The 26,644-nt window shown below is 69.6% G+C and carries 23 protein-coding genes; 21 read left to right on the forward strand and 2 right to left on the reverse strand.

Annotated elements, in window-relative coordinates:
• Positions 1-38 precede the first annotated feature (38 nt).
• Positions 39-794, reverse strand: coding sequence for an SDR family NAD(P)-dependent oxidoreductase (locus tag AWU67_RS05225; RefSeq protein WP_067227044.1), 756 nt, complete (start codon positions 792-794; stop codon positions 39-41).
• Positions 795-928: 134 nt separating this feature from the next.
• Entirely contained in the window at positions 929-2,266 is a 1,338-nt protein-coding gene (locus AWU67_RS05230) for an MFS transporter (protein ID WP_199922347.1), read from the reverse strand.
• A 201-nt stretch (positions 2,267-2,467) separates the two neighbouring features.
• Here AWU67_RS05230 and AWU67_RS05235 point away from each other — a divergent pair, with 201 nt between their 5' ends.
• The 21 genes from AWU67_RS05235 to AWU67_RS05335 all read left to right on the forward strand — a co-directional run bounded on the left by AWU67_RS05235 (position 2,468) and on the right by AWU67_RS05335 (position 26,643).
• Entirely contained in the window at positions 2,468-3,955 is a 1,488-nt protein-coding gene (locus tag AWU67_RS05235; protein WP_067227045.1) for an APC family permease, read from the forward strand.
• Between the two features lie 142 nt (positions 3,956-4,097).
• Positions 4,098-4,640, forward strand: coding sequence for a bifunctional pyr operon transcriptional regulator/uracil phosphoribosyltransferase PyrR (gene pyrR / locus AWU67_RS05240; protein ID WP_067227046.1), 543 nt, complete (start codon positions 4,098-4,100; stop codon positions 4,638-4,640).
• Positions 4,640-5,593 carry an aspartate carbamoyltransferase catalytic subunit gene (locus AWU67_RS05245; RefSeq protein WP_067227047.1) on the forward strand — a complete coding sequence of 318 codons (954 nt, stop codon included), beginning with the start codon at positions 4,640-4,642 and terminating at the stop codon, positions 5,591-5,593. The genes pyrR and AWU67_RS05245 overlap by 1 nt, the downstream gene beginning before the upstream one ends.
• Positions 5,590-6,972, forward strand: coding sequence for a dihydroorotase (locus AWU67_RS05250; RefSeq protein WP_067227048.1), 1,383 nt, complete (start codon positions 5,590-5,592; stop codon positions 6,970-6,972). Before AWU67_RS05245 ends, AWU67_RS05250 begins: the two co-directional genes overlap by 4 nt.
• Positions 6,969-7,421 carry a hypothetical protein gene (locus tag AWU67_RS05255; protein ID WP_067227049.1) on the forward strand — a complete coding sequence of 151 codons (453 nt, stop codon included), beginning with the start codon at positions 6,969-6,971 and terminating at the stop codon, positions 7,419-7,421. The genes AWU67_RS05250 and AWU67_RS05255 overlap by 4 nt, the downstream gene beginning before the upstream one ends.
• 109 nt (positions 7,422-7,530) lie before the next feature.
• Positions 7,531-8,697: a glutamine-hydrolyzing carbamoyl-phosphate synthase small subunit gene (gene carA / locus AWU67_RS05260; protein WP_199922349.1), complete on the forward strand. Its 1,167-nt coding sequence runs from the start codon at positions 7,531-7,533 to the stop codon at positions 8,695-8,697.
• Positions 8,697-11,975, forward strand: coding sequence for a carbamoyl-phosphate synthase large subunit (gene carB / locus AWU67_RS05265; RefSeq protein ID WP_067227051.1), 3,279 nt, complete (start codon positions 8,697-8,699; stop codon positions 11,973-11,975). Before carA ends, carB begins: the two co-directional genes overlap by 1 nt.
• On the forward strand, positions 11,972-12,847 hold the full coding sequence (gene pyrF, locus AWU67_RS05270; protein ID WP_082716793.1) for an orotidine-5'-phosphate decarboxylase: 876 nt from the start codon (positions 11,972-11,974) through the stop codon (positions 12,845-12,847). The genes carB and pyrF overlap by 4 nt, the downstream gene beginning before the upstream one ends.
• A gap of 31 nt (positions 12,848-12,878) precedes the next feature.
• Complete coding sequence (gmk, locus tag AWU67_RS05275) at positions 12,879-13,793, forward strand: guanylate kinase (protein WP_425339200.1); 915 nt, start codon at positions 12,879-12,881, stop codon at positions 13,791-13,793.
• A gap of 49 nt (positions 13,794-13,842) precedes the next feature.
• Positions 13,843-14,100 (forward strand): DNA-directed RNA polymerase subunit omega, encoded by a 258-nt coding sequence (gene rpoZ, locus AWU67_RS05280; RefSeq protein WP_067227052.1) that lies wholly within the window; start codon positions 13,843-13,845, stop codon positions 14,098-14,100.
• A 34-nt stretch (positions 14,101-14,134) separates the two neighbouring features.
• Positions 14,135-15,352, forward strand: coding sequence for a bifunctional phosphopantothenoylcysteine decarboxylase/phosphopantothenate--cysteine ligase CoaBC (coaBC, locus tag AWU67_RS05285; RefSeq protein WP_067227053.1), 1,218 nt, complete (start codon positions 14,135-14,137; stop codon positions 15,350-15,352).
• 88 nt (positions 15,353-15,440) lie between these two features.
• Positions 15,441-16,634, forward strand: a complete 1,194-nt coding sequence (gene metK, locus AWU67_RS05290) for a methionine adenosyltransferase (protein ID WP_067227054.1) — start codon at positions 15,441-15,443, stop codon at positions 16,632-16,634.
• A gap of 2 nt (positions 16,635-16,636) precedes the next feature.
• A complete protein-coding gene (locus tag AWU67_RS05295) occupies positions 16,637-18,682 on the forward strand; it encodes a hypothetical protein (protein ID WP_067227055.1) in 2,046 nt (681 codons plus the stop codon).
• Positions 18,683-19,600: a methionyl-tRNA formyltransferase gene (gene fmt, locus AWU67_RS05300; protein ID WP_067227056.1), complete on the forward strand. Its 918-nt coding sequence runs from the start codon at positions 18,683-18,685 to the stop codon at positions 19,598-19,600.
• Positions 19,597-21,036, forward strand: a complete 1,440-nt coding sequence (locus AWU67_RS05305) for an RsmB/NOP family class I SAM-dependent RNA methyltransferase (protein WP_067227057.1) — start codon at positions 19,597-19,599, stop codon at positions 21,034-21,036. The genes fmt and AWU67_RS05305 overlap by 4 nt, the downstream gene beginning before the upstream one ends.
• A gap of 1,004 nt (positions 21,037-22,040) precedes the next feature.
• Entirely contained in the window at positions 22,041-22,727 is a 687-nt protein-coding gene (rpe, locus tag AWU67_RS05310) for a ribulose-phosphate 3-epimerase (protein WP_082716794.1), read from the forward strand.
• A gap of 12 nt (positions 22,728-22,739) precedes the next feature.
• Positions 22,740-23,003, forward strand: a complete 264-nt coding sequence (locus AWU67_RS05315) for a phosphoribosyl-ATP diphosphatase (protein ID WP_067227059.1) — start codon at positions 22,740-22,742, stop codon at positions 23,001-23,003.
• Positions 23,004-23,071: 68 nt separating this feature from the next.
• Positions 23,072-23,911, forward strand: a complete 840-nt coding sequence (hisG, locus tag AWU67_RS05320) for an ATP phosphoribosyltransferase (protein WP_067227060.1) — start codon at positions 23,072-23,074, stop codon at positions 23,909-23,911.
• Between the two features lie 11 nt (positions 23,912-23,922).
• A complete protein-coding gene (gene hisF, locus AWU67_RS05325) occupies positions 23,923-24,687 on the forward strand; it encodes an imidazole glycerol phosphate synthase subunit HisF (protein WP_067227061.1) in 765 nt (254 codons plus the stop codon).
• Positions 24,684-25,067 (forward strand): phosphoribosyl-AMP cyclohydrolase, encoded by a 384-nt coding sequence (hisI, locus tag AWU67_RS05330; RefSeq protein WP_067227062.1) that lies wholly within the window; start codon positions 24,684-24,686, stop codon positions 25,065-25,067. Before hisF ends, hisI begins: the two co-directional genes overlap by 4 nt.
• 52 nt (positions 25,068-25,119) lie before the next feature.
• The gene (locus tag AWU67_RS05335; RefSeq protein ID WP_067227063.1) at positions 25,120-26,643 is read left to right on the forward strand and encodes an anthranilate synthase component I; all 1,524 of its coding nucleotides are present in this window, start codon (positions 25,120-25,122) and stop codon (positions 26,641-26,643) included.
• Position 26,644 lies beyond the last annotated feature (1 nt).

Raw genomic sequence — 26,644 nt, forward strand, 5'->3', positions numbered from 1 at the left:
CACCCCATCGGGGTGGCCTTCAGTCGTTCTGCGTGGCTTTAGACGGCCGTGTAGCCGCCGTCGATCAGCACGTAGGAGCCGGTCATGAAGCTGGCCTTGTCCGAGAGCAGGAAGGTTGCGAGGTTGGCGATCTCTTCGGCCTGGCCGAGGCGGCCGAGCGGGTGCTTGGCCTTCAGCACGTCGAGCATCTCTGCGGGAAGGTTCTCGAGCAGCGGGGTCTGGATGTAGCCGGGGCCGATCGCGTTGACGCGCAGGCCCTGTGCGCCGTATTCGGCTGCCGCGTTCTTGGTCAGGCCGACGACGCCGTGCTTGGCCGCCGTGTACGCGGCGTTGCCCGGCGCGGCGACGGAGCCGTGGATGGAGGCCATGTTCACGATCGCGCCCTCCGCGGCACCGGCCGCGAGGATGGCCGGGATCTGGTAGCGCATGCCGTAGAGCACGCCGCTCAGGTTGATCGCGATGACCCGGTCCCAGTCGTCCAGGGCGACATCGCCGACGGGCGCGCTGGCGCCTCCGATGCCGGCGTTGTTCACGGCGTAGTGCAGGGCGCCGAAGGTCTCGACCGCGAAGTCGACCGACTTCTTGCTGTCCTCTGCGACGGCGGTGTTCGCCTGGAATGCCGCGGCGGTGCCGCCGGCTGCGGTGATCTCGTCGGCGACGCGCTGCGCGCTCTCCAGCGAGATGTCGGCCACGACGACGTTGGCGCCCTCGCGTGCCAGGTCCTTGCTGATCGCCTCGCCGAGGCCGGAGCCGCCACCCGTGACGAGTGCGGTCTTGCCCGTGAAGTTGCCCATGATTTCTCCTTCTTCGCGGGATTGTGTCCCGCGATTTCTCCGGTTCCCGGCCCGATCGGTCGGCCACCATCTACAACCCTACGCCGCCCGCCGGCATTCCATGCATCTGCATGTAAATGCGCGGGCGAGCCCCGCTACGGCTGCGGGTTGCGGGCGTCGTAGTTCCGGAAGGACGGCTGGGCGCGCATGATGAGGGCGATGAGCGCGATGATCAGCACGCCGCCGAGCAGGGGAGGGAACCAGAGCCCGACCGCTGTGGCCAGGATGCCGACATACAGGTCGCCGAGGCGCGGCCCGCCGGTGACGACGACGGTGAAGATGCCCTGCAGGCGGCCCTGCATTGCATCCGGGGTCGCCGTCAGCATCATTGTGCTGCGGAAGATGGCGCTCACCTCGTCGGAGGCACCCATGCCCGCCATGGCGAGCGCGGCCACGATGAGGGCAGGCACGTTGACCTCGCCGAAGTCCGCTCCGACCATGCCGAACCAGCCCGTCTGCATGGCGCCGACGACGAGGCCGAGCAGGGCGACGCAGCCGCCGTAGACCATGATCGAGCGGGCGATGGCGACGCCATAACGGTGCACGTGGGCGACCGGGCCGCTGAACAGGCTGGTCAGGAACGTGCCGAGGGCGGCCGCGGCGGTGAGCACGCCGACCGTGATGGCCCCACCGCCGACGGCGAGGGCGGCGACGGCCGGCAGCAGCGCGAACGGGCGCCCGAAGGTCATCGCCACGATGTCGACGATGAAGCTGCTGCGGATGTTCGGTGCGCGGCGCAGGAAGTCGATGCCATCCCGAAGCGACTGCAGGCCGGCGCGGGTCGCGGACTTCTCCGGGGGTAGCTTGGGCAGCATGACGATGCCGAGGAAGCCGGCGGTGAACAGCACGGCGTCGACGGCGAAGGTCACCGGGAAGCCGAGGGTCGCCACCAGCACGCCGGCCAGTGCGGGGCCCAGGGTGAGTTGCACGCCGATGCTGATGCCGTTGAGGGCCGCCGCGCGTGCGATCAGGTCGGCCGGAAGGATGCGGGGGATGACGGCGGAGCGGGTCGCCCCGCTGATGGTGGCCGCGACGGTGGCGACCGTGGTGGCGAGGTAGAACGGCCAGAGCGGCACGGCAGCCGAGGTGCCGCGGGTGAGCGAGTCGGTGACGGCCAAAGCGAGCAGGCTGAGCGTGCCGCACCAGGCAACGATCGAACTGACGATCAACACGGTGCGCCGGTCGAAGGCATCCGCCAGCACTCCGCCCCAGAGGCCGGCGATGATCATGGGCAGCAGGGCGATGCCGCCGACCAGTCCGACGGCGAGCGTGGAGTGCGTCATGTCGAAGATCAGTAGGCCGACGGCGATGATCGTCATCTGCGCGCCGACGCCGGCGATGGCCCCGCCGACCCAGAGCCGGCCGAAGGCGGGAACACGCAGTGGGGCGAGATCGACGAGACGGCGGCGTTGTAGAGGTGGGGCTTCGGTCACTCCCAAACGATACTGGCAACGCGGGACGCCGAAATCACTAATCGGGCGTGTTCCCCGGCAGGCGGTTTCAAGCGCTCGGGAACACGCCCAACTGCGGCCCCAGATGCCTGAGCGCGGAAAGCTGCGGATTTCGTTGTCAGGAGCGCCCCACGGTGCTACATTCGCGACGAAAACTCATTTCCGCAGGCGAAGGAGCCCATCATGGCCGAGACAGACACGCCTGTGCAGCAGGCTCCGGAGCCGGAACACCACCACGAGTTGCAGGCCGACGGGGTGACGGCGGCGGGCTCGATCGTGATGGCGGTGGCCGGCAGCGCGCCGGCGTACTCGATCGCTGCCACGACGGCCACCCTGGTGGCCGTGGCCGGTCTCGCCAGCCCGGCCGCGCTGCTCTGGTGCGCTTTGCCGATGCTCGGCATCGCCTGGGCCTTCGCCTACCTGGGCAGGGCGGATGTGAACGCCGGCGCCGCCTACTCCTGGGTGGGGCGCGCCCTGCACCCCATCCTCGGGTTCCTCTCCGGCTGGGCGCTGGTCATCTCGGCCACCATTTTCATGGTCGCCGGCGCGCTTCCGGCCGGAGTGATGACCGTCGCCCTGTTCAGCCCGGAGAATTCCGACAACGTCCCGCTGGTGACGGCCATCGGTGCCGTCTGGTTCCTGGTGATGGCGGCCTGCGTGCTGCTGGGCGTGCGCATCACGGCCCGCGCCCAGTGGATCATGTCGAGCGTGGAGGTGGCGATCCTGGTGGTCTTCGCCATCGCGGCGATCGTGACCGCCGCGACCGGCAAGCACGCCGGCCCGTCATTCTCGTGGAGCTGGCTCGGCTTCGAGCACTTCACCGGTACCGGGGCGTTCGTGGCCGCCGCGCTCATCGCCGCCTTCTACTACTGGGGGTGGGACGTCGCGGCCAACCTCAGTGAGGAGACGAAGAACGGGCGCAAGGCCTCCGGCATCGGCGGCATCGTCGGCGTGATCATCGTGTTCCTGCTGTTCGAGATCTTCACGATCGCCACCCTGGTGATCCTGCCGGCGGCGACCATCGAGGCCAACAGCGGCAATGTGCTCAACGTGCTCGGCGACGCGATCTGGCCAGGTCTGGGCGGCAAGATCCTCATCATCGCCGTGATGCTCTCCACGATCGCCACGCTGGAGACCACCCTGATCCAGGTCACCCGCACACTGTTCGCGATGGGCCGTGACCACACGATCCCCGCCGCGTTCGGCCACTCCCACCCCCGCTGGCGCACGCCCGCATTCGCGACCCTGGTCGTCACCGGTGTCTCGCTGGTGCTCTTCATCGGCTCAAACTTCCTCGGCAGCGTCGGCGACATCCTGAACAACGCCATCAGTTCGATCGGGCTGCAGATCGCCTTCTACTACGCCCTCGCCGGAATTGCCGTCGTCGTTGCCTACCGGCGGATCATCTTCAGCTCGGTGAAGAACTTCATCTTCATCGGCCTCTGGCCGGGGCTCGGCGCCCTGTTCATGGTGTGGATCTTCTTCGTCTCGATCCCCTCCCTCGACACGATCGTCATCATCATCGGCCTCGGCACCCTCGCGCTCGGCATCGTGCCCATCATTGTGTTCTGGAAGAAGGGTGCCGCCTATTTCAGCCGACGTCCGCTTGAGCTGCCCGATGAGCTCGACGCCAAGGCGCCGGAGGACATTGACACCACCGCACCCCAGTAGGGACCGCGCCTGACGAGGGGCCGGCTGGCGGGGAGCACCACGGAGACGCCGGCGGACGAAGGGCGCCGCATTGACTGCTAGTGTTGAACACGCATTTTGACAACCTTTAAGAACCGTCCCGTGAGACGGAGAAGGGAGTCGGTTGATGGCACGTACCGTGCTGCAGCAGGCTGACATTGCCCGAGCGTTGACTCGGATCTCCCACGAGATCCTGGAGTCCAATCGAGGCCCAGACAATCTCGTGATCCTCGGCATCCCGACCAGGGGCGTGATCCTCGCCCGCCGGATCGCCGAGACCATCGCCCGCATCGAGCCCACCGCGGCCCCCGTCGCCGTCGGCACCCTCGACGTGACGATGTACCGCGACGACCTCTCCCGCACCCGCACGCGCACTCCGGCGCCGACGCACGTGCCCGGCAGCGTCGACGGCAAGACCGTCGTGCTCGTCGACGACGTGCTCTACTCCGGCCGCACCATCCGCTCCGCGCTGGACGCGCTGAACGACCACGGCCGGCCGAGCGCCGTACGCCTGGCCGTGCTGGTTGACCGCGGGCACCGGGAGCTGCCGATCCGCGCCGACTTCGTCGGCAAGAACCTGCCGACCTCCGCCGCGGAGCGCATCAACGTGCACCTCGAAGACATCGACGGCGACGAGTTCGTGAGCATCGAAGGCGGGGTGGAGTGATGCGCCACCTGCTCTCCACCAAGGACCTCTCCCGCGACGCCGCCATCGAGATCCTCGACATTGCTGAGGACATGGCTGATGTGCAGCAGCGCGAGGTCAAGAAGCTGCCGACACTGCGCGGCAAGACCGTCGTCAACCTGTTCTTCGAGGACTCCACCCGCACCCGCATCTCGTTCGAGGCGGCCGCCAAGCGGTTGTCTGCGGATGTCATCAACTTCAGCGCCAAAGGTTCGAGCGTGTCCAAGGGCGAGAGCCTGAAAGACACGGCGCAGACCCTGGCCGCGATCGGCGCCGACGGCGTCGTCATCCGACACGGCGCCTCCGGCGCCCCGGCCGTGCTCGCCGCCAGCGGCTGGATTGACGCCGGCATCATCAACGCCGGAGACGGCACCCACGAGCACCCCACCCAGGCCCTGCTGGACGCGTTCACGATCCGCCGCCGCCTGCACCCCGGGGCATCGCGCGGCCGCGACCTGGACGGCGTCACCGTCACGATCGTCGGCGACATCCTGCACTCCCGCGTCGCCCGCTCCAACGTCTGGCTGCTCAGCGCCCTCGGCGCCAGCGTGCACCTGGTGGCCCCGCCCACCCTCGTGCCGGTGCACACCACGGCGTGGCCGGCGACGATCGGCTACGACCTCGACGCCGCGATCGACGCCGCGCCAGACGTCGTGATGATGCTGCGCATCCAGGCCGAGCGCATGAATGCAGCGTTTTTCCCCAACAGCCGGGAGTATTCCCGCACGTGGGGCCTTGATGATGATCGTTTTCGGCGCCTCGCGCCGAGTAGCATTGTGATGCACCCCGGGCCGATGAACCGCGGCCTGGAAATCTCGTCTGCCGCAGCCGATTCGGCGCAGTCGACGGTGCTCGAGCAGGTAGCGAATGGAGTTTCGGTGAGAATGGCCGCGTTGTACGTCTTGCTTTCTGGCGAACGTGAGGTGGCCCGATGAGTTCATCAACACCCCGCGAACGCACCCTCATCACCGGCGCCACCCTGGCCGACGGCACCCGCACCGACCTGCTGCTGGAGAACGGCCGCATCGCAGAGACCGGCTCCGGCCTGAGCGCGGCAGGCGCCACTGTCGTCGACGCCGACGGGCTGCTCGCGCTGCCCGGCCTCGTCGACCTGCACACGCACCTCCGCGAGCCCGGCTACGAGCAGAGCGAGACGGTTCTCACCGGCAGCCGTGCTGCGGCGGCCGGCGGCTTCACCAGCATCTTCGCCATGGCCAACACCTCGCCCGTCGCTGACACCGCCGGCGTCGTCGAGCAGGTCCTCTCGCTTGGAGAGCAGGCCGCCTACGCCACGGTGCGCCCGATCGGTGCCGTCACCGTCGGCCTGGCCGGCGAGAAGCTCGCCGAACTCGGCGCCATGGCCAACTCCCGCGCCCAGGTGCGCGTCTTCTCCGACGACGGCTTCTGCGTCTCCGACCCGCTGCTGATGCGGCGGGCCCTGGAATACGTGAAGGCCTTCGGCGGTGTCATCGCCCAGCACGCCCAGGAGCCCAAGCTCACGGTCGGCGCCCAGATGAACGAGGGCGCGCTCTCCGGCGAACTCGGCCTCACGGGCTGGCCCGCGGTTGCAGAAGAGTCAATCATCGCCCGCGACGTGCTCTTGGCCGAGCACGTCGGCTCCCGGCTGCACGTCTGCCACGTCTCCACCGCCGGTTCGGTCGACGTCATCCGCTGGGCGAAGGCCCGCGGCATCAACGTCACCGCCGAGGTCACGCCGCACCACCTGCTGCTGACCGAGGAACTCGTCGCCAGCTACGACGCCCGCTACAAGGTGAACCCGCCGCTGCGCCGTCGCGAAGACGTCGAGGCGCTCCGGGCCGCCCTGGCCGACGGCACCATCGACATCGTCGCCACCGACCACGCCCCGCACCCCGTCGAGGCGAAGGATTGCGAGTGGGATGCCGCGGCGAACGGAATGGTCGGGCTGGAGTCCGCTCTCTCCGTCGTGCACGCCTCCGTCGTCGAGAACGGCCTGCTCGACTGGAATGACGTCGCCCGCGTGCTGAGCGGCGCCCCCGCCCGGATCGGCCGCCTCGCCGGTCACAGCAGCGTGCTCGAGCCGGGCGTGATCGCCGACATCGTGCTCTACGACCCGAACGCGCGCCGCGAGTTCAGCACCCAGAACCTGGCCGGCAAGGGCGTCAACTCGCCCTACCTGGCCATGACGCTGCCCGGCCGCGTCGAGGCCACGTTCCGCCACGGTTACGCCACCGTGCTCGGCGGCGAGCTGGTTCCGGCCGAGCAGGTCGCCCTGGCCGCCGCGTCGAACGCGATCAGCATGGCCGGGGTCAGCCTGGCCGAGGTCACCGCATGAGCGTCGAACGGCTGCTGCTGACCGCCCTGCTGGCAGTCGTCGTCCTGGTTCTGCTGCTCGTCATGGTGCGCAGCTGGAGGCGCCGGGGCCGGCGCGACCAGAACCTGGCCGCCTACCCGCTGCCCGCGGCCCCCGCTGTGCCCCAGCTCAGCGTGCGCGCGAACTACGTGGCCACCACCCGGCACGACCTACCCCTGGAGCGCCTGCTGCCGGCCGGCCTGCGTTTCCGCGCGCAGGGCATGCTGCACGTCGCCCAGGACGGTCTCACGATCGACCTGCCCGGCGCGGCGCCACTGTTCATCCCGTCGACGCCCTCCGCGGTGTCAGCGAGAGCAGCTGGGCCATCGACCGCGGTGTCGAACAGGGTGGCCTCTGCCTGGTCAGCTGGCAGATGCAGGGCGGCCAGGATGACGCGGCCCCGCTCATCGCAGACAGCTACTTCCGAGTGATTGACGCTGCGCTCCGCCCGCAGCTTCTCTCGGCGATCTCCACCATTCTTCCGGCCGCCACATCGGCCGACGCCAACAGTGAGGCACCAAATTGACTATGGGAAGCGCTATGACAGTTGAAACCGCAACCACCCCGGCCCCTGCCGTGCTCGTGCTCGAGGACGGAACCCGCTACCGCGGCCGCGCCTACGGCGCCACCGGCCGCACCCTCGGAGAGGCGGTGTTCGCCACCGGCATGACCGGCTACCAGGAGACGCTGACCGACCCGAGCTACGCCGGCCAGATCGTCTTGATGACGGCGCCGCACATCGGCAACACGGGCGCCAACGACGAGGACATGGAATCCTCCCGGATCTGGGTCGCCGGCTTCATCGTCCGCGAGCCCTCCCGCATCGTGTCGAACTTCCGCGCCCAGCGCAGCATCGACGACGACCTCGTCGCCGGGGGAGTCGTCGGCATCAGCGGGATCGACACCCGCGCCGTCACCCGCCGCATCCGTTCGGTCGGCGCCATGCGCGCCGGCATCTTCTCCGGGGCCGACTTCGAGCTCTCCGAGGGCGAGCAGCTCGAGCTGGTGCGCTCCGGCGCCCAGATGAAGGGCCTGAACCTCTCCGGCGAGGTCTCCACCAGCGAGCGCTACGAGCTGCCGGCCACGTCGGAGCGCGTCGGCACGGTCGCCGTGCTCGACCTGGGCGTCAAGACCTCCACGCTGGAGTTCCTGGCCAACCGCGGCTTCGACGTCGTCGTGCTGCCGCAGACCACCACCGCGGCCGAGATCCTCGAGATGAAGCCCGACGCGCTGTTCTTCTCCAACGGACCCGGCGACCCCGGCGCCTCCGACGGCCACGTCGAGCTGCTGCGCGAGGCGCTCCGCGCCGGCGTGCCGTACTTCGGCATCTGCTTCGGCAACCAGCTGCTCGGCCGTGCGCTCGGCTTCAACACCTACAAGCTGCCGTTCGGCCACCGCGGCATCAACCAGCCCGTGCTGGACAAGGCCACCGGCCGGGTCGAGATCACCGCGCACAACCACGGCTTCGCCGTCGAGGCGCCGATCGACGTCATCAGCGAGTCCAGCCAGGGCTTCGGCCGCGTCGAGGTCAGCCACTACGACCTCAACGACAACGTCGTCGAGGGCCTGAACTGCCTCGACATCCCCGCATTCTCCGTGCAGTACCACCCCGAGTCTGCCTCGGGCCCGCACGACGCCAACTACCTCTTTGACCGCTTCCGCGACATGGTCATCGCGCAGCAGCAGCAGAACGGAAACAAGAACTAATGCCCAAGAGAGACGACATCAAGAGCGTTCTGGTCATCGGCTCCGGCCCGATCGTCATCGGCCAGGCCTGCGAGTTTGACTACTCGGGCACCCAGGCCTGCCGCGTGCTGCGCGAGGAGGGCGTGCGCGTCATCCTGGTCAACTCGAACCCGGCCACCATCATGACCGACCCCGACTTCGCCGACGCCACCTACGTGGAGCCGATCACCTGGCAGATCATCGAGACGATCATCGCCAAGGAGAAGCCGGACGCCATCCTGCCGACGCTCGGCGGCCAGACTGCTCTGAACGCGGCCATCGACCTGCACCAGAACGGCATCCTCGAGAAGTACAACGTCGAGCTCATCGGCGCCAACTTCGAGGCCATCAACAAGGGCGAGGACCGCCAGATCTTCAAGGAGCTCGTCCTCGCCGCCGGCGCCGACGTGGCCCGCTCCTACATCGCGACCAGCGTCGAGCAGGCCGTCGAGCAGGCCAAGGACCTCGGCTACCCGCTCGTCGTGCGCCCCTCCTTCACCATGGGCGGCCTCGGCTCCGGCTTCGCGTACACCGAGGAGGAGCTGCGCCGCATCGTCGGCGACGGCATCCACCAGAGCCCCACCAGCGAGGTGCTGCTCGAAGAGTCGATCCTCGGCTGGAAGGAGTACGAGCTCGAGCTCATGCGCGACACCAGCGACAACACCGTCGTGGTCTGCTCGATCGAGAACGTCGACCCGGTCGGCGTGCACACCGGCGACTCGATCACGGTGGCGCCCGCGCTCACCCTGACCGACCGCGAGTTCCAGAAGCTGCGCGACATCGGCATCGACATCATCCGGGCCGTCGGCGTCGACACCGGCGGCTGCAACATCCAGTTCGCCATCGACCCGGCCAACGGCCGCATCATCGTGATCGAGATGAACCCGCGCGTCTCCCGCTCCTCCGCCCTCGCCTCGAAGGCGACCGGATTCCCGATCGCGAAGATCGCCGCGAAGCTGGCCATCGGCTACCGCCTCGACGAGATCCCCAACGACATCACCAAGGTGACGCCGTCCAGCTTCGAGCCGACCCTCGACTACGTCGTCGTCAAGGTGCCGCGCTTCAACTTCGAGAAGTTCCCCGCAGCGGATGCCACGCTCACCACGACCATGAAGTCGGTCGGCGAGGCGATGGCCATCGGCCGCAACTACGCCACCGCACTGCAGAAGGCCCTGCGCTCGATGGAGAAGAAGGGCTCGTCGTTCCACTGGGGCGAGGAGACCCGCTCCATGCAGGAGCTGCTCGAGATCTCGAAGATCCCCACCGACGGACGCATCGTCACCGTGCAGCAGGCGCTGCGCAAGGGCGCCACGAACGCCCAGGTGTTCGAGGCCACGAAGATCGACCCCTGGTTCATCGACCAGATCGAGCTCATCAACGAGGTCGCAGAGACCATCGCGAACGCCGAGACGCTCGACACCGACGTGCTGGTCTACGCCAAGGACCACGGCTTCTCCGACGCCCAGATCGGCGAGCTGCGCGGCTTCGGCGAGTCCGACGTGCGCGACGTGCGCCACATCCTCGGCGTCCGCCCCGTCTTCAAGACGGTCGACACCTGTGCGGGCGAGTTCCCCGCGCTCACGCCGTACCACTACTCCAGCTACGACGAGGAGACCGAGGTCATCCCGAGCGACCGCAAGAAGGTCGTCATCCTGGGCTCCGGCCCGAACCGTATCGGCCAGGGCGTCGAATTCGACTACTCCTGCGTGCACGCCTCCTTCGCCCTCTCCGACGCGGGCTTCGAGACGATCATGATCAATTGCAACCCGGAGACGGTCTCAACCGACTACGACACCTCCGACCGCCTGTACTTCGAGCCGCTCACGCTCGAGGACGTGCTCGAGGTCATCCACGCCGAGAGCCAGAGCGGCGAGCTCGTCGGCGTCGTCGTGCAGCTCGGCGGCCAGACGGCCCTCGGCCTCGCCAAGGGCCTCGAGGCAGCGGGCATCCCGATCCTCGGCACCACCCCGTCGGCGATCGACCTCGCCGAGGAGCGCGGCTTGTTCTCCGGCATCCTGGATGCCGCAGGCCTGATGGCCCCGCGCAACGGCACCGCGACCGACGCCCCCGGCGCCATCGCGGTCGCCGAGGAGATCGGCTACCCCGTGCTGGTGCGCCCGAGCTATGTGCTCGGCGGCCGCGGCATGGAGATCATCTACGACAGCGCCTCGTTCGCCGACTACTTCGAGCGCATCGAGGGCCAGGTCGTCGTCGGACCGACCCACCCGCTGCTGGTGGACCGCTTCCTTGACGACGCAATCGAGATTGACGTCGACGCCATCTACGACGGCACCGAGCTCTACATCGGCGGCGTCATGGAGCACATCGAGGAGGCCGGCATCCACTCCGGAGACTCCAGCTGCACCCTGCCGCCCGTCACCCTCGGCCGCGGCCAGATCGACAAGGTCCGCGAGGCCACGCTGGCTATCGCCCAGGGCATCGGCGTGCGCGGCCTGCTGAACGTGCAGTTCGCGATCGGCGCCGGCGTGCTCTACGTGCTCGAGGCCAACCCGCGTGCCTCCCGCACCGTGCCCTTCGTCTCCAAGGCCCTCGGCATTCCGCTGGCCAAGGCCGCGTCGCTGGTCATGGTCGGCACCTCCATCGCCGAGCTCAAGGCCTCCGGCCTGCTGCCGGAGAACGATGGCTCCCGCGTGCCCCTGGACTCGCCCGTCTCCGTCAAGGAGGCCGTTCTGCCGTTCAAGCGCTTCCGTACCAAGGAGGGCACCGTGGTTGACTCGGTGCTCGGCCCGGAGATGCGCTCGACCGGTGAGGTCATGGGCATCGACAAGGACTTCCCGACAGCCTTCGCCAAGAGCCAGCTGGCGGCATACGGCGGGATGCCGCTCTCCGGCACCGTGTTCGTCTCGGTCAGCGACCGCGACAAGCGCGCCGTGATCCTGCCGGCCCTGCGCCTGCAGGAGCTCGGCTACACGCTGGTGGCCACGGAGGGCACCGTCGAGGTGCTGCGTCGCAACGGCATCCGTGCCGAGCAGGTGGCGAAGTTCTCTGACAAGGTCGAGTCCTCGATCGTCGACCTGATCCACCAGGGCGAGGTGCAGGTGGTCATCAACACGCCGAGCGGCGGCTCCGCCCGCGCCGACGGCTACGAGATCCGCGCGGCCGCAGTCGCCGCCGACATCCCGCTGTTCACCACCATTGCCGAGCTGAGCGCGGCCGTCGGATCGCTGGATGCCGTGCGCACCGGCTTCGACGTCACCAGCCTGCAGGAATACGCAATCCAGCGGGCAGCGAACGCGTGAGCCAGACAGAGCCGCTGACTTTCGGCGACAAGCTCGGGGCGGTCTTCGACCGCTCCGGGCACCTCTGCGTCGGCATCGACCCGCACGCCTGGATCCTGGACCAGTGGGGGCTCGAGGATTCCGCAGAGGGCGCCCGCGAGTTCGGGCTGCGCGTGGTCGAGGCGGCCTGGAACCGGGCCGGCATCGTCAAGCCGCAGGTGTCGTTCTTCGAACGGCACGGTTCCGCCGGCTACGCGGCGCTGGAGCGCATCATCGCCGAGGCCCGCGCCGCCGGCATCCTGGTGATCGCCGACGCCAAGCGCGGCGACATCGGCAGCACCCAGCAAGCATACGGTGAGGCCTGGCTGCGGCCCGGTTCTCCGCTCGAGTCGGATGCCGTCACGCTCAGCCCCTACCTCGGGCTCGGCTCGCTGCAGAACTCACTCGAGCTCGCCGAGGCTGCGGGCAAGGGTGTGTTCGTGCTCGCCGCCACCTCCAACCCGGAGGCGGCCGGCCTGCAGACCGCCCGTGTGCGTGAGACCGAGCGCACCGTGGCAGCCAACATGCTGGCCGGCGTCGCGGAGTGGAACGGCAGCAGGAAAGACTGGTCCGATCGTCGCTTCGGCTCGGTGGGTGTGGTGCTCGGCGCTACCCTCGAACTCGCGAAGTTCGGCATTGACATCAACGACGAGCCGGTCGGCCCTGCTGTGCCGGTGCTCGCGCCGGGCTTCGGGCACCAGGGCGCAGAGGTGAGTGAGACACGTCGACTGTTCGGCGCGCTCACCCCCGGCGTCATCGTCTCGGAATCGCGCGGCCTGCTCTCGGCCGGCCGCGACGGCATCGCCGACGCCATCGCGCGTCGCGCAGAAGAAGTGGAGGCCAAGCGTGGCTGACTCAGCTGAACACGACACCGCCAAGCAGGACGTGGACAAGCCCAAGCACCTGAACCCGCCAGAGGTCGACCGGGTAGCGGCCAGCCGCGCCGCCGTCGCAGCCCGCCGTGCCCGCGCCGCCATCAAGGCCGCGATCGCAGCGGGGGAGCGCAACCCGCTCGAGGTCATGCGCACCGCGTTCGAAGCGCCTCTCGGCGCCGAGGGCAAGCTCCGCGTCACTGAGTTCCTCACCAGCATCCCCGCCATCGGGGTGACCAAGATGCAGCGCATCATGGAAGACCTCGGCATCTCCCCGGCCAAGCGCCTCGGCGGCCTCGGCAAGCACCAGCGGGAGCGCCTCTACGACTACCTGAACGACCGGCTCTCGTCGCGGCAGCCCGCCCCGGCCAAGCTGATCGTGCTCGCCGGCCCCACCGCCGTCGGCAAGGGTACGGTCGCCAACCACATTCGGGAGAACCACCCCGACGTGCTGCTCTCGGTGTCGGCGACGACCCGCGCGCCCCGGCCCGGCGAGGAGGAGGGCGTCAGCTACTTCTTCGTCGACGACTCCGAGTTCGACCGCATGGTCGAGGAGGGGGAGCTGCTGGAGTGGGCGACCGTGCACAACGCGCACCGATACGGCACCCCGCGCGGCCCCGTCGAGGCGGCTTTGGCCGCGGGCAGCAGCGTGCTGCTCGAGATCGACATCCAGGGCGCCCGCTCGGTGCGGCGCGCCATGCCGGAGGCGCGGCTGGTGTTCCTGCAGCCGCCGAGCTGGGAAGAACTCGTGCGCCGCCTCGTCGGCCGCGGCACCGAAAGCGCCAGCGAACAGGCCCGCAGGCTCGAGACGGCGAAGGTCGAATTGGCCTCCGTCGACGAGTTCGACTACCAGGTCGTCAACGGCAACGTGGGCGAGGCCGCGCAAGAAGTCGTAGACTTGATGAAGACTCGCAAGGCGAAGCGCTAACAGCGCGCCCTTTTCCTCGTTTTGCTCACCCCCACAGAGGAGTTCCCACATGGCTGAAAAGCTCACCGGCATCATCGACCCGCCCATCGACGAGCTGCTCTCGAAGGTCGACTCGAAGTACGCCCTCGTGATCTTCGCCTCCAAGCGCGCGCGTCAGATCAACGACTACTACGCCGACCTGCACGAAGGCAGCCTGTTCGACAACGTCGGCCCGCTCGTCGACTCGTCGATTGAGGACAAGCCGCTCTCGATCGCAATGCACGAGATCAACGAGGACAAGCTGACGGTTCGCCCGAACGCCGAATAACCAGGCACCACCGAACAGCTCGAAGGCAGCCTCTGTGTCCCAAGCTCTTACGATCGTCGTCGGCATCAGCGGCGGGATCGCGGCATACAAGGCAGTCAACGTTGTGCGGGCATTCGTGTTGGCGGGGCACTCTGTGCACGTCGTCGCCACGGATGCCGCACTGCGCTTCGTGGGGCGGCCCACCCTCGAGGCGATCTCACGCAACCCCGTGCACAGCGAGCTGTACGAGGGCGTCGCCGAGGTGCGGCACGTCGCGATCGGCCAATCCGCCGACCTGATCGTGATCGCCCCGGCCACGGCCAACACCATCGCCAAGCTGGCAGTCGGCCTCGCCGACGACCTGCTCGGCAACACGGTGCTGGCCAGCACTGCCCCTCTCGTCATCGCCCCGGCGATGCACACCGAGATGTGGCAGAACCCGGCAACGGTCGCCAACATCGCCACGCTGCGCTCCCGCGGCGTCACCGTCGTCGGTCCCGCCGTCGGCCAGCTCACCGGCGCCGACTCCGGCCCCGGCCGGCTGGAGGACCCGGACACGATCGTGCGCGCCGCCCTGGCCGCCTACGAATCCGCGCGCCCGGCCCAGCTGGACCTCGCCGGCCGACGCGTCGTCGTCACCGCCGGCGGCACCCGCGAGCCGCTCGACCCGGTGCGCTTCCTCGGCAACCGCTCCAGCGGCCGGCAGGGCGTCGCGCTGGCAGAGGCTGCCGCCGCCCGCGGCGCAGACGTCGTACTCATCGCGGCCCACCTCGAGATTGCGGCGCCTGCCGGCATCGAACTGCGCGAGGTCTCCACGGCGTTGCAGCTGCAGGAGGCCGCCGCCCTGGCATCCGCCGACGCCGACATCGTCATCATGGCGGCCGCGGTCGCCGACTACCGCCCCGTCGAGGTCAGCGAGGGCAAGATCAAGAAGGACGAGCGCGGCGACTCGATGACGCTGGAGCTCGTGCGCAACCCTGACATCCTGGCCGGCCTCGCCGCCGCCAAGAAGCCCGGCCAGGTGGTCGTCGGCTTCGCGGCGGAGACCGAGCCGGACAAGGCCGCGCAGCTGGAGCTCGGCCGCCGCAAGATCGCCCGCAAGGGCGCTGACCTGCTCGTGTTGAACCGGGTCGGCTGGACCGAGGGTTTCGCCACAGAGCGCAACGAGATCACGGTGCTCGACCACGCCGCGGATATAGTGTTGGAGGCTGCCGGCAGCAAGCTGTCAGTGGCCCATCGCATACTTGATGTGATCGCGGAACGGCTGTCTTAACTGCACGACCGCGGTCACGGCGCCCGCCGACGTGACGGGCGCAGCACCACCATTCAGCACACCACACACTTCGATCAGAGACAGGCCAATGAGCGAGCTTCGGCTATTCACTTCGGAATCGGTCACCGAGGGGCACCCCGACAAGATCTGTGACCAGATCTCCGACAGCATCCTCGACGCGATGCTGGCCCTCGACCCGCACAGCCGGGTCGCCGTCGAGACGCTGGTCACCACCGGGCTCGTGCACGTCGCGGGCGAGGTCACCACCGAGGCCTACGTGGAGATCCCCTCCATCGTGCGCGAACGGATCACCTCCATCGGCTACGACTCCTCCGATGTCTGGTTCGACGGCCGCTCCTGCGGTGTGTCGATCTCGATCGGCGGCCAGTCGCCCGACATCGCCCAGGGCGTGGACAACGCCTTCGAGCACCGCACGCTCTCCAGCAGCGAGCGCTACGACCAGCAGGGTGCCGGCGACCAGGGCATCATGTTCGGCTACGCCACCACCGAGACGCCGCAGCTGATGCCGATTCCGATCTGGATCGCGCACCGCCTCGCCGAGCGCCTCGCCGAAGTGCGCAAGGCCGGCCTCGTCGATTACCTGCGCCCGGACGGCAAGACCCAGGTCACCATCGGTTACGACGGCCAGATCCCGCGCACCGTCGAGACTGTCGTGCTCAGCACCCAGCACTCGCCCCGGGTCAGCCAGGCGCACCTCGCCGCCGAGATCAACGAGCTCGTCATCCGGCCCGTCCTCGACCTCGTCGAGCTGGACACCTCCGCCGTGAACACCCTGATCAACCCGACCGGCAAGTTCGAGATCGGCGGGCCGCAGGGGGACGCCGGGCTCACCGGCCGCAAGATCATCATCGACACCTACGGGGGAGCGAGCCGCCATGGCGGTGGTGCCTTCAGCGGCAAGGACCCGTCAAAGGTGGACCGTTCCGCTGCCTACGCCATGCGTTGGGTCGCCAAGAACGCCGTCGCCGCCGGCCTCGCCGAGCGCCTCGAAGTGCAGGTCGCCTATGCCATCGGCAAGGCAGCCCCGGTCGGACTCTACGTCGAGACCTTCGGCACGGGAACCCTGCCGGACGCCGACATCACGAAGGCCATCCGCGAGGTGTTCGACCTCCGCCCCGGCGCCATCATCGACGACCTCGACCTGCTGCGCCCGATCTACGCGCAGACGGCCAGCTACGGGCACTTCGGCCGTGAGCTCCCCGACTTCACCTGGGAGCGCCTGGACCGGGTCGACGATCTGAGAAGCGCAGCCGGGCTCTGATCATGGCATCAGCCGGCGTGGTCGCGCGTGTGCTGATCGACAATCCGCTGCCGCAGCTCGACCACCTCTTCGATTACGGCGTTCCGGAGGCCCTGGCGGCCGACATCCGTGTCGGCCAGCGAGTGAAGGTGCCGTTCCGCTCCGGCGGGCGCATCATCGACGCCTACGTCATCGAACTGCTCGACCGCGCCGACGCCGGCTCCGAGTTCTCTGGCGCGCTCAGTGACATCGACTCGCTGGTGTCGACCGCGGCCGTGCTCACGCCGGAGGTGTATGAGCTGGCCCGCCGCATCGCCGACCGCGGTGCAGGCAGCGCCATCGACGTGATCCGCCTCGCCGTGCCGCCGCGCGCGGTGCGGGCAGAGAAGAAGTGGCTGGCCGCGCAGGCGGATGCCGAGGCGCCCGTGTCTGCAGCGACGCCGGGGGAGCCGCGGCCCGCCGACCCGACATCCGCGCAGCCAACGCTCAGCGGATACACGGACGCCGTCGTCGCCGGCGCGCTCGACCCGGACGGCAGGGTCGCCATGACGGCCATCCCGCGGCTGGTGGAGACCCCGGCCGGTGCCTGGGTGAGCCACTGGGCCCTGACCATGGCCGAGCTGGCCGTGCGAACGCTCGCCGGCGGGCGGAGCGCCCTGCTCGCCGTGCCCGACTTCCGCGACCAAGAGCAGCTGCTGGCCGCCCTGCACGCGCTGCTCCCCGCCGAGCGGATCTCCCGCTTCGACGCGCGCCAGACCACCACGGAGCGCTACGCCGCCTTCCTCGCCTGCCTGGAGGAGGAACCGCGGGTCATCGTCGGCAACCGTTCCGTCGTCTACGCGCCGGCGCGCGCGCTCGGGCTGATCGCCCTCTGGGACGACGGCGACCCGCTGTACGCCGAATCGCTCGCCCCCTACGCCAATGCCCGCGACGTCGCCCTGATCAGGCAGGGGCTGAGCGGCTGCGCCCTCGTGCTGCTCGGCCACGCCCGCAGCATCGAGGCGCAGCGCCTCGTCGAGATCGGCTGGCTGCACGAGCTCTCCCCAGAGCGCTTCTCCCGCCCGAACATCGTCGCCACCGCCCAGCAGGGTCAACCGGACGAGCACGCCCAGGCCGCGAGGATCCCATCGCTGGCGTGGCGCGAGGCCAAAGACGCCCTCACCCGCGGCCCCGTGCTCGTGCAGGTCGCCTCGCCCGGCTATGCGCCCGTCGTCGCCTGCGCGACCTGCCGTGAGGCCGCGCGCTGCGCGCACTGCCAGGGGCCGCTTGGCCAGAACGCGCCCGGTGCTGCGCCCAGCTGCCGTTGGTGCGGCGCGATCGCCGCCAACTGGACCTGCGGCACCTGCGGCGGCCACGCCCTCCGCACCGTGCGCGTCGGCGCCGGGCGCACCGCCGAGGAACTCGGCCGCGCCTTCCCCGGCACGCTCGTCGTTGTCGCCGACGGCGACAACCCCATCCTCAGCGTCACCGCGAAACCCGCGCTCGTCATCGCCACGCGCGGGGCAGAACCGGTCGCCGCCGGCGGGTATGCCGCCGTGCTGCTGCTGGACGGCGAGCGGATGCTCGGCCGAGAATCCCTGCGGGTCGCAGAGGACGCGTTGCGCTGGTGGTCCAACGCGGCTGTCCTGGCCGCGCCGGGCGCCCCGGTGATTCTGGCCGGGGTAGGCGGCGAACTGGCCACCGCCCTCGGCACCTGGCAGCAGGCCCAATGGGCCGCCCGCGAGTTCGCCGACCGCCGCACGCTGCGCTTCCCGCCCGCCGTGCGCACCGCCTCCGTCACCGCCGCCCCGGCCGTGCTGGACGGCGCGCTCGCCCAGCTGCGCGACCTGGACGGCACCGACATTCTCGGGCCCGTTCCGGCACCGCCGGCCGGGCCGGGCGCCGCGGCATCCGACGGCCTGGTGCGCGCCATCGTGCGCTTCGACTATGCGGCAGGGGCCGAGGTGGCCAGGCGCCTGCGGGCCTCCATCGTCAGCGTGGCCAGCTCGCGCAGGCGGCCGCCCAAGGGGGGCGCCTTCCGTCCCGCACCTACACTGAGAGTTCGATTTGATGACCCGGAGATCTTCTAGATGAGACTTGTTTTTGCCGGAACGCCCGACGCCGCGGTGCCGAGCCTCCGACTGCTGGCTGACGGCCCCCACGAGATCGTCGCCGTCATCACCCGGGCCGACGCCCCACTCGGCCGCAAGCGCATCCTGACCCCGTCCCCGGTGGCCCAGGCCGCGGCCGCGCTCGGCCTGCCGATCATCAAGGCGAACCGCCTCGACGAGGCCGTCACGGCCGAGATCGCCGCGCTGGGCGCCGACCTCGGCGTCATCGTCGCCTACGGCGGGCTGGTGCGGGAGCCACTGCTCTCCACGCCGCGGCTCGGCTGGATCAACCTGCACTTCTCGCTGCTGCCGCGCTGGCGCGGGGCCGCCCCGGTGCAGCGCGCGCTCATCGCCGGCGATGCCACGACGGGCGCCGACGTCTTCCAACTCGTGCCAGCCCTCGACGCCGGTGACGTCTTCGGCCGCATCGAACGCCCCATCACCGAGGCCGACACGGCCGCGTCGCTGCTGGCCGAGCTCGCCGAATCCGGCGGGGCGCTGCTCGCTCGCGTCGTGGACGAGCTCGCCGACGGCAGTGCTGTCGCCGTGCCGCAGCAGGGCGAGCCGACCGCGGCCGCCAAGCTCGGCATCGACGACGCCCGGCTGCACTGGGCGGAGCCGGCGGCATCCGTGTTCCAGCGCTACCAGGGCGTCACCGCCGAACCCGGCGCCTTCACCCTGATCGACGGCGCCCGGTTCAAGCTGCACGAGCTCCGCCATGCGCGCGATGCCGCAGCGCTGCCGCCCGGGCACATCCGATCCGTCGACGGCCACGTGCTCGTCGGCACCGCAAGCACCCCGCTCGAGCTGCTCCGTGTGCAGCCGGCCGGCAAGACCCCGATGAGCGCCGCCGACTGGTGGCGCGGCATCGCAGCAGAGGAGGTGATCGCCGAATGAGCGATCCCAGAGGCCAGACACCCCGACGAAACACCCCCCGCAGCAACAGCGCTCCCCGGCGTCCGCAGCAGCAGGTCCAGCCCGCGCGCCTGGTCGCCTACGAGGTGATCGCCGCCGTGCGTGAGGCCGACGCCTACGCCAACCTGCTTCTGCCGAGCCGCATCCAGAAGGCCGGCCTGAATGCCGCCGACGCGGCGTTGGCCACGGAACTCACCTACGGCACGCTGCGCATGCAAGGCTTCTACGACAAGGTGATCGAGCTGGTCGCCGACCGCACCGTCGACAAGATCGACCCCGCCGTGCTCGACGTGCTGCGCCTCGGCGCGCACCAGCTGCTCGCCACCCGAGTGGCCACGCACGCCGCCGTGAACGAGTCGGTCGCCCTGGCCAGCCAGGTCGCGTCCCGCTCGGCGACGGGCTTCACCAACGGCGTGCTGCGCACCATCTCGCGCAGTTCGCTCGAGGAATGGCAGGGCTGGGTGCAGGAGGAGACGGAGGGCGCAGATGAGAAGCTCGCCGTGCTGCACTCGCACCCGGCCTGGGTGGTGCGGGCGCTCCGCAGCGCCCTCGACGCCGAGGGCCGCGGAGACGAGCTGGAGCAGCTGCTGGAGGCCGACAACGTCGCCCCCAAGGTGAACCTGGCCGCTCTGCCCGGCCTCGTCGACGCCGCGGATGCCGCCGCGCTCGGCGACTCAGACACGTTCTCTCCGATCGGCTTCGTGCTCTCCGGCGGTGACCCGGTCGGGGTGACCGAGCGCTTCGGCGGCCGTGTGCGTGTGCAGGACGAGGGCTCGCAGCTCGCGGCCCTCGCCCTCAGCCGGGCCGCGGCCATCACGCCGGGGGAGCGCTGGCTGGACCTCTGTGCCGGCCCGGGCGGCAAGGCCGCCCTGCTCGCCGCCGAGGCACGTGCCGGGGGCGCCGAACTCATCGCCAACGAGCTGGTGCCCGCGCGAGCCGGACTGGTGCGCAACGCCCTGGCCGGTGTGCCTGGCGACGTGCCGGTGCTGGAGCTGGACGGCACGACGATCGGTGAGACGCACCCGGAGCAGTTCGACCGGATCATGCTCGACGCGCCCTGCACCGGCCTCGGCGCGCTGCGCCGGCGCCCGGAGGCCCGCTGGCGCAAGTCGCCGAACGACGTCGCCGAGCTGAGCGTGCTGCAGGGCAAGCTGTTCGACGCCGCCTTCGCCGCGCTGAAGCCCGGCGGCATCATCGCCTACGTCACCTGCTCGCCGCACCTCGGCGAGACGCTCGGCACCGTCAACGGCGCGCTCGCCCGCTGGGGCGACAAGCTCGAGCAGCTGCCGACCCGCGACGTGCTCGAGGCGATCGCGGCGAACCCGCTCGACATAGGCGGCAACGGCCGCACGGTGCAGCTCTGGCCGCACCGCCACGGTACCGACGCGATGTTCATCGCCCTGTTCCGCAAGCACTAGGCGCAGCCGCCCGCCCGGCGGGCACACGTCGGGAGGCATTCGGCGGATCGGGAGGCAACTGTCTACCGAAACCCGCCTCCCGATCCGCCCTCTGCCTCCCGATCGGTCGCGGCACTCCCTCGAGCCAACGGGAGGGTTGCCCCTGCCGTTGATCGAGTAGGCCCGCTAGGGCCGAATCGAGATCTGGCAACTGGGTCTCGATACGCGCCGCGGGCGGCGCTACTCGACCGGCGGGTGGGTGCCACCCGTGTCCCGGCGAGGTTGGCTTCGGTCGCTGGAGCTCCCTCGAGCCAACGGGAGGGTTTCCCCTGCCGTTGATCGAGTAGGCCCGCTAGGGCCGAATCGAGATCTGGCAACTGGGTCTCGATACGCGCCGCGGGCGGCGCTACTCGACCGGCGGGTGGGTGCCACCCGTGTCCCGGCGAGGTTGGCTTCGGTCGCTGGAGCTCCCTCGAGCCAACGGGAGGGTTTCCCCTGCCGTTGATCGAGTAGGCCCGCCAGGGCCGTATCGAGATCTCGCAACGGGGTCTCGATACGCGCCGCGGGCGGCGCTACTCGACCAGCGGGTCTGGGGGCGGGCGCCTGTCTTCCGTGCGGTTGGCTTCGGTCGCTGGCACTCCCTCGAGCCAGCGGGAGGGTTGCCCCTGCCGTTGATCGAGTAGGCCCGCCGGGGCCGTATCGAGATTTGGCAACGGGGTCTCGATACGCGCCGCGGGCGGCGCTACTCGACCAGCGGGTCTGGGGGCGGGCGCCTGTCTCTGGCGGGGTTGGCTTCGGTCGCTGGCACTCCCTCGAGCCAACGGGAGGGTTGCCCCTGCCGTTGATCGAGTAGGCCCGCCAGGGCCGTATCGAGATCTGGCAACGGGGTCTCGATACGCGCCGCGGGCGGCGCTACTCGACCAGCGGAACACACGGAACCTACGGAACCCGGCCCAACCCGGGGTTTCGACAGGCTCAACCGGCGAAGAAGCGCCCCAGCCGCCCCGCTCGCTAGCATGGGAGCCATGTCGACCCACACGCCGCGCGCCCCGCGGATCAACCCCAGCATCCTCACCGCCGATTTCGCGAACCTCGAGCGCGAGCTCGACCGCATCGCCACAGCCGACTTCGTGCACGTCGACGTCATGGACAACCACTTCGTGCCCAACCTCACGTTCGGCAAGACCATGGTGGAGCGTCTGAACGAGGTCTCGCCGATCCCGTTGGACGTACACCTGATGATCTCGGATGCCGACCACTGGGCGCCCGGCTACGCCGAGGTGGGGGCGGCATCCGTCACGTTCCACGCCGAGGCCAGCACCGACCCCGTCACGCTGGCCCGGCGTCTTCGCCAGCGCGGAGCCCGCGCCGGCATCGCGCTGAAGCCCGGCACCGACGTGGAGCCGTACCTGGAGCTGCTGCCCGAGTTCGACCAGATCCTGATCATGACGGTGGAGCCCGGCTTCGGCGGCCAGAGCTTCATGACCGACATGATGCCCAAGCTCCGGCGCGCGGCCGACGCGGTCGCCGCGAGCGGCCTGGATGTGTGGCTGCAGGTGGACGGCGGCATCAGCCTGGACACGATCGGCATCGCCGCCGAGCATGGGGCGGACACCTTCGTCGCCGGCTCCGCGGTGTACAACGTGGGGGAGCCGGACGCCCAGATTGCTGCGCTGCGGGCCGCGGCGGCGTCATCAGCCCACCAGCACTAGTAACCTGTAGAGGTGAAAACTTTCGACGCCCTCTTCGCTGAGCTCACCGAGAAGGCCCGCACCCGCCCCGAAGGTTCGGGGACCGTGCGGGAGCTCGACGCCGGCGTGCATGCCATTGGCAAGAAAATTGTCGAGGAGGCCGCAGAAGTCTGGATGGCCGCCGAGTACCAGAGCGATGAAGAAACTGCCGAGGAGATCTCGCAGTTGCTCTACCACCTGCAGGTCCTCATGGTGGCGAAGGGTCTCAGCCCCGCCGACGTGTACCGACATCTCTGATTCGCCGACCTCCGTGCCGGCATCTCATGACACCGATGATTGATCCACACGAACCAGAGAGCACCACCATGCTGAGAATTGCCGTGCCCAACAAGGGCTCACTGTCAGACACTGCCGCCCAGATGCTGTTCGAGGCGGGCTACACCGGCCGCCGCGACCCGCGCGACCTGCACACTCCAGACCCCCGCAACGACGTCGAGTTCTTCTACCTGCGCCCGCGCGACATCGCCACCTACGTCGGTTCCGGCGCGCTGGATGTCGGCATCACCGGCCGCGACCTGCTGCTGGACTCCGGCTCGCCCGCCACCGAGGTGGCCGAGCTGAACTTCGCCGACTCCACCTTCCGCTTCGCGGGCCCCTCGGACCGCTTCAGCGAGCTGAGCGACCTAGCGGGCGTGCGCGTCGCCACCAGCTACCCCGGCCTGGTCGGGGACTTCCTGCGTGAGAAGGGCATTGAGGTCGAGCTGGTCAAGCTCGACGGCGCCGTCGAGTCCGCCGTGCGCCTGGGCGTTGCGGATGCCGTCGCAGACGTCGTCTCCACCGGCGCCACCCTGCGCGCGGCCGGCCTGTCCATCTTCGGCCCCGTCATCCTGCAATCGACGGCCGTGCTGATCCGCTCAGCGGAGGAGAAGCCGGGTGTCGCCACCCTGCTCCGCCGCCTGCAGGGCGTGCTCGTCGCCCGCCAGTACGTGATCATGGACTACGACATCCGCGTCTCGCTGCTCGAGCAGGCCACGCGCGTTGCCCCCGGCATCGAGTCTCCAACGGTCTCGCCGCTGCACGACCCGGAGTGGGCCGCCGTGCGGGTCATGATCCCGCGGGCAGAGACGAACCACATGATGGACGCGCTGTACGAGATCGGCGCCCGCGCCATCCTGGTCAGCTCGATCCACGCAGCACGGCTCTAGGGGCGGCGGACATGTCCCTCTCCGTTCGCGTCATCCCCTGTCTCGACGTGGCCGATGGCCGCGTCGTCAAGGGCGTCAACTTCCAGAACCTGCGCGATGCGGGTGACCCGGTCGAGCTCGCCAAGCGCTACTTCGAGCAGGGGGCAGACGAGCTCACCTTCCTCGACGTCACCGCGACGGTCGACAACCGCTCCACCACCTACGACGTGGTGCGTGCGACCGCCGAACAGGTGTTCATCCCGCTGACCGTCGGCGGCGGCATCCGCAGCGTCGAAGACGTCTCCCGGCTGCAGGCCAACGGCGCAGACAAGGTGGGTGTCAACAGCGCCGCCATCGCCCGCCCGGCCCTGATCGCCGAGATCGCCGACCGCTTCGGCTCGCAAGTGCTCGTGCTCTCGCTTGACATCAAGCGCAGCGACCGCACAGAGTCCGGCTTCGTGGTGACCACCCACGGCGGCCGCACCGAGACCGACCTGGACGCCCTCGCCTGGGCCAGCCAAGCCATCGAGCTCGGCGTCGGCGAGCTGCTCGTCAACTCGATCGACGCCGACGGCACCAAGGCCGGCTTCGACCTCGAACTGATCCGCACCATCCGCGGCCTCAGCACGGTGCCCGTCATCGCCTCCGGCGGTGCCGGCGCGGTGGAGCACTTCCCTCCGGCCATCGCCGCCGGTGCCGACGCCGTGCTCGCCGCCTCCGTTTTCCACAACGGTGAACTGACCATCGGCGACGTGAAGAAGGCCCTCGCGGCCGAAGGGATGCCGGTACGCACATGATTGACCCGAACACTCCCGCTGGCACCGTCGAGGACGTCGCCGCCGTCATCGCCCGCGCCGCGTTCAACTCCGACGGCCTGCTGCCGGCGATCATCCAGCAGCACGACACTCGCGAGGTGCTGATGATGGGCTGGATGGATGCCGAGGCGCTCCGCCGCACGCTGACCGAGGGCCGGGTCACCTTCTGGTCGCGCTCCCGCCAGGAGTACTGGCGGAAGGGCGACACCTCCGGTCACGCCCAGTTCGTGCGCGGGGCCGCGCTCGACTGCGACGACGACGCCCTGCTGGTGCAGGTGGAGCAGATCGGCGCCGCCTGCCACACCGGCGCGCACTCCTGCTTCGACGTCGACCCCCTGCGGCCCGTCATCCTGCCCGCCTAGACCCAGCTCGACGGGCCATTCGCCCGCCGATCGCCCCGAACGGAGCACCGACATGAGCACCGGAACAACCAGCCGCGCCGACTTCGACGCCGTCGCCGCCGAGCACCGGGTGATCCCGGTGATGCGCGAGCTCTTCGCCGACGGCGAGACGCCGGTGAACATCTACCGCAAGCTCGCGGACGGACGCCCCGGCAGCTTCCTGCTGGAATCGGCCGAGCAGGGCGGCATCTGGTCGCGGTTCTCCTTCGTCGGCGTCTCCTCCTTCGGCGTGCTCACCCAGAGCGACGACTCCGTCGCATGGATCGACTACGGCGCGCCGGCCGAGCGGGTGCTCGGCGACGCGGCAGGCCTGGCGCCGCTGGCCGCGCTCGAGCAGCTGTTCGAACGGTGGAAGACGCCGCAGCTGCCCGGCCACCCGCCGCTGACCGGCGGCCTCGTCGGCTTCATCGGTTGGGAGGCCATCCGGCAGATCGAGCGTCTGCCGAACAAGCCGCCGAAGGAATCCGGCATGCCAGGCCAGGCCTTCAGCTTCGTCGCGGAGCTCGTCGTCATCGACCACAAATTCGGCACCGTCCAGCTGATTGCCAACGTGCTGAACGACGGTCGCGACGACGCCGACGCGCTGTGGTCCGACGCACAGACCCGCCTGGACTCCCTGCAGCGCCGCCTCGCCCAGCCGTCGGAGGCGTGGCTCGCCGACGTCGACATGCACACGGCGCCGAACGCGCGCTCGCGCACCGCTGAGGCCGACTTCCTGGCATCCGTCGAGACCGCCAAGGAGTACATCCGTGACGGCGACATCTTCCAAGTCGTCATCTCGCAGCGCTTCGAGCAGGACTGCACCGCGGCCCCCATCGACGTCTACCGGGTGCTGCGCAGCCTCAACCCGAGCCCCTACATGTACCTGCTCAGTCTGGAGAGCCCGGACGGCGAGCCGTACTGGATCGTCGGCTCCTCGCCGGAGGCGCTGGTCAAGGTGCAGAACAACCGCGTCTTCACCAACCCGATCGCCGGATCCCGGCCGCGCGGTGCGACTCCCGAGGTCGACGCCGACCTCGCCACCGAGCTTCTGGCCGACGAGAAGGAGCGCGCAGAGCACCTGATGCTCGTCGATCTGGCCCGCAACGATCTGGCCAAGGTGTGCACCCCTGGCAGCATCGAGGTCACCGAGTTCATGCGCATCGAGAGGTTCAGCCACATCATGCATATCGTTTCCGCCGTCGAGGGTGACCTCACGGCTGGCAAGAATGCCATCAGCGTGTTCCGGGCCACGTTCCCCGCTGGCACGCTCTCCGGCGCGCCGAAACCGCGCGCCCTGCAGATCATCGACGAACTGGAGCCGGCCCAGCGCGGTGTCTACGGGGGAGTGGTCGGCTACTTCGGCCTCGCCGGTGACGCCGACCTGGCCATTGCCATCCGCACCGTCACCATCATGGGCGGCGTGGCCACAGTGCAGGCCGGTGCCGGGCTCGTGCTCGACTCCGTCCCGCGGACCGAGTTCGAAGAGACGCAGAACAAGGCAGCGGCGCCGCTGCGCGCCGTCGCCGTCGCCAACGCGCTGCACCGGGTGCGCTGAC

The organism is Microterricola viridarii (assembly GCF_001542775.1).
In the GTDB taxonomy this organism is placed as follows: domain Bacteria; phylum Actinomycetota; class Actinomycetes; order Actinomycetales; family Microbacteriaceae; genus Microterricola; species Microterricola viridarii_A.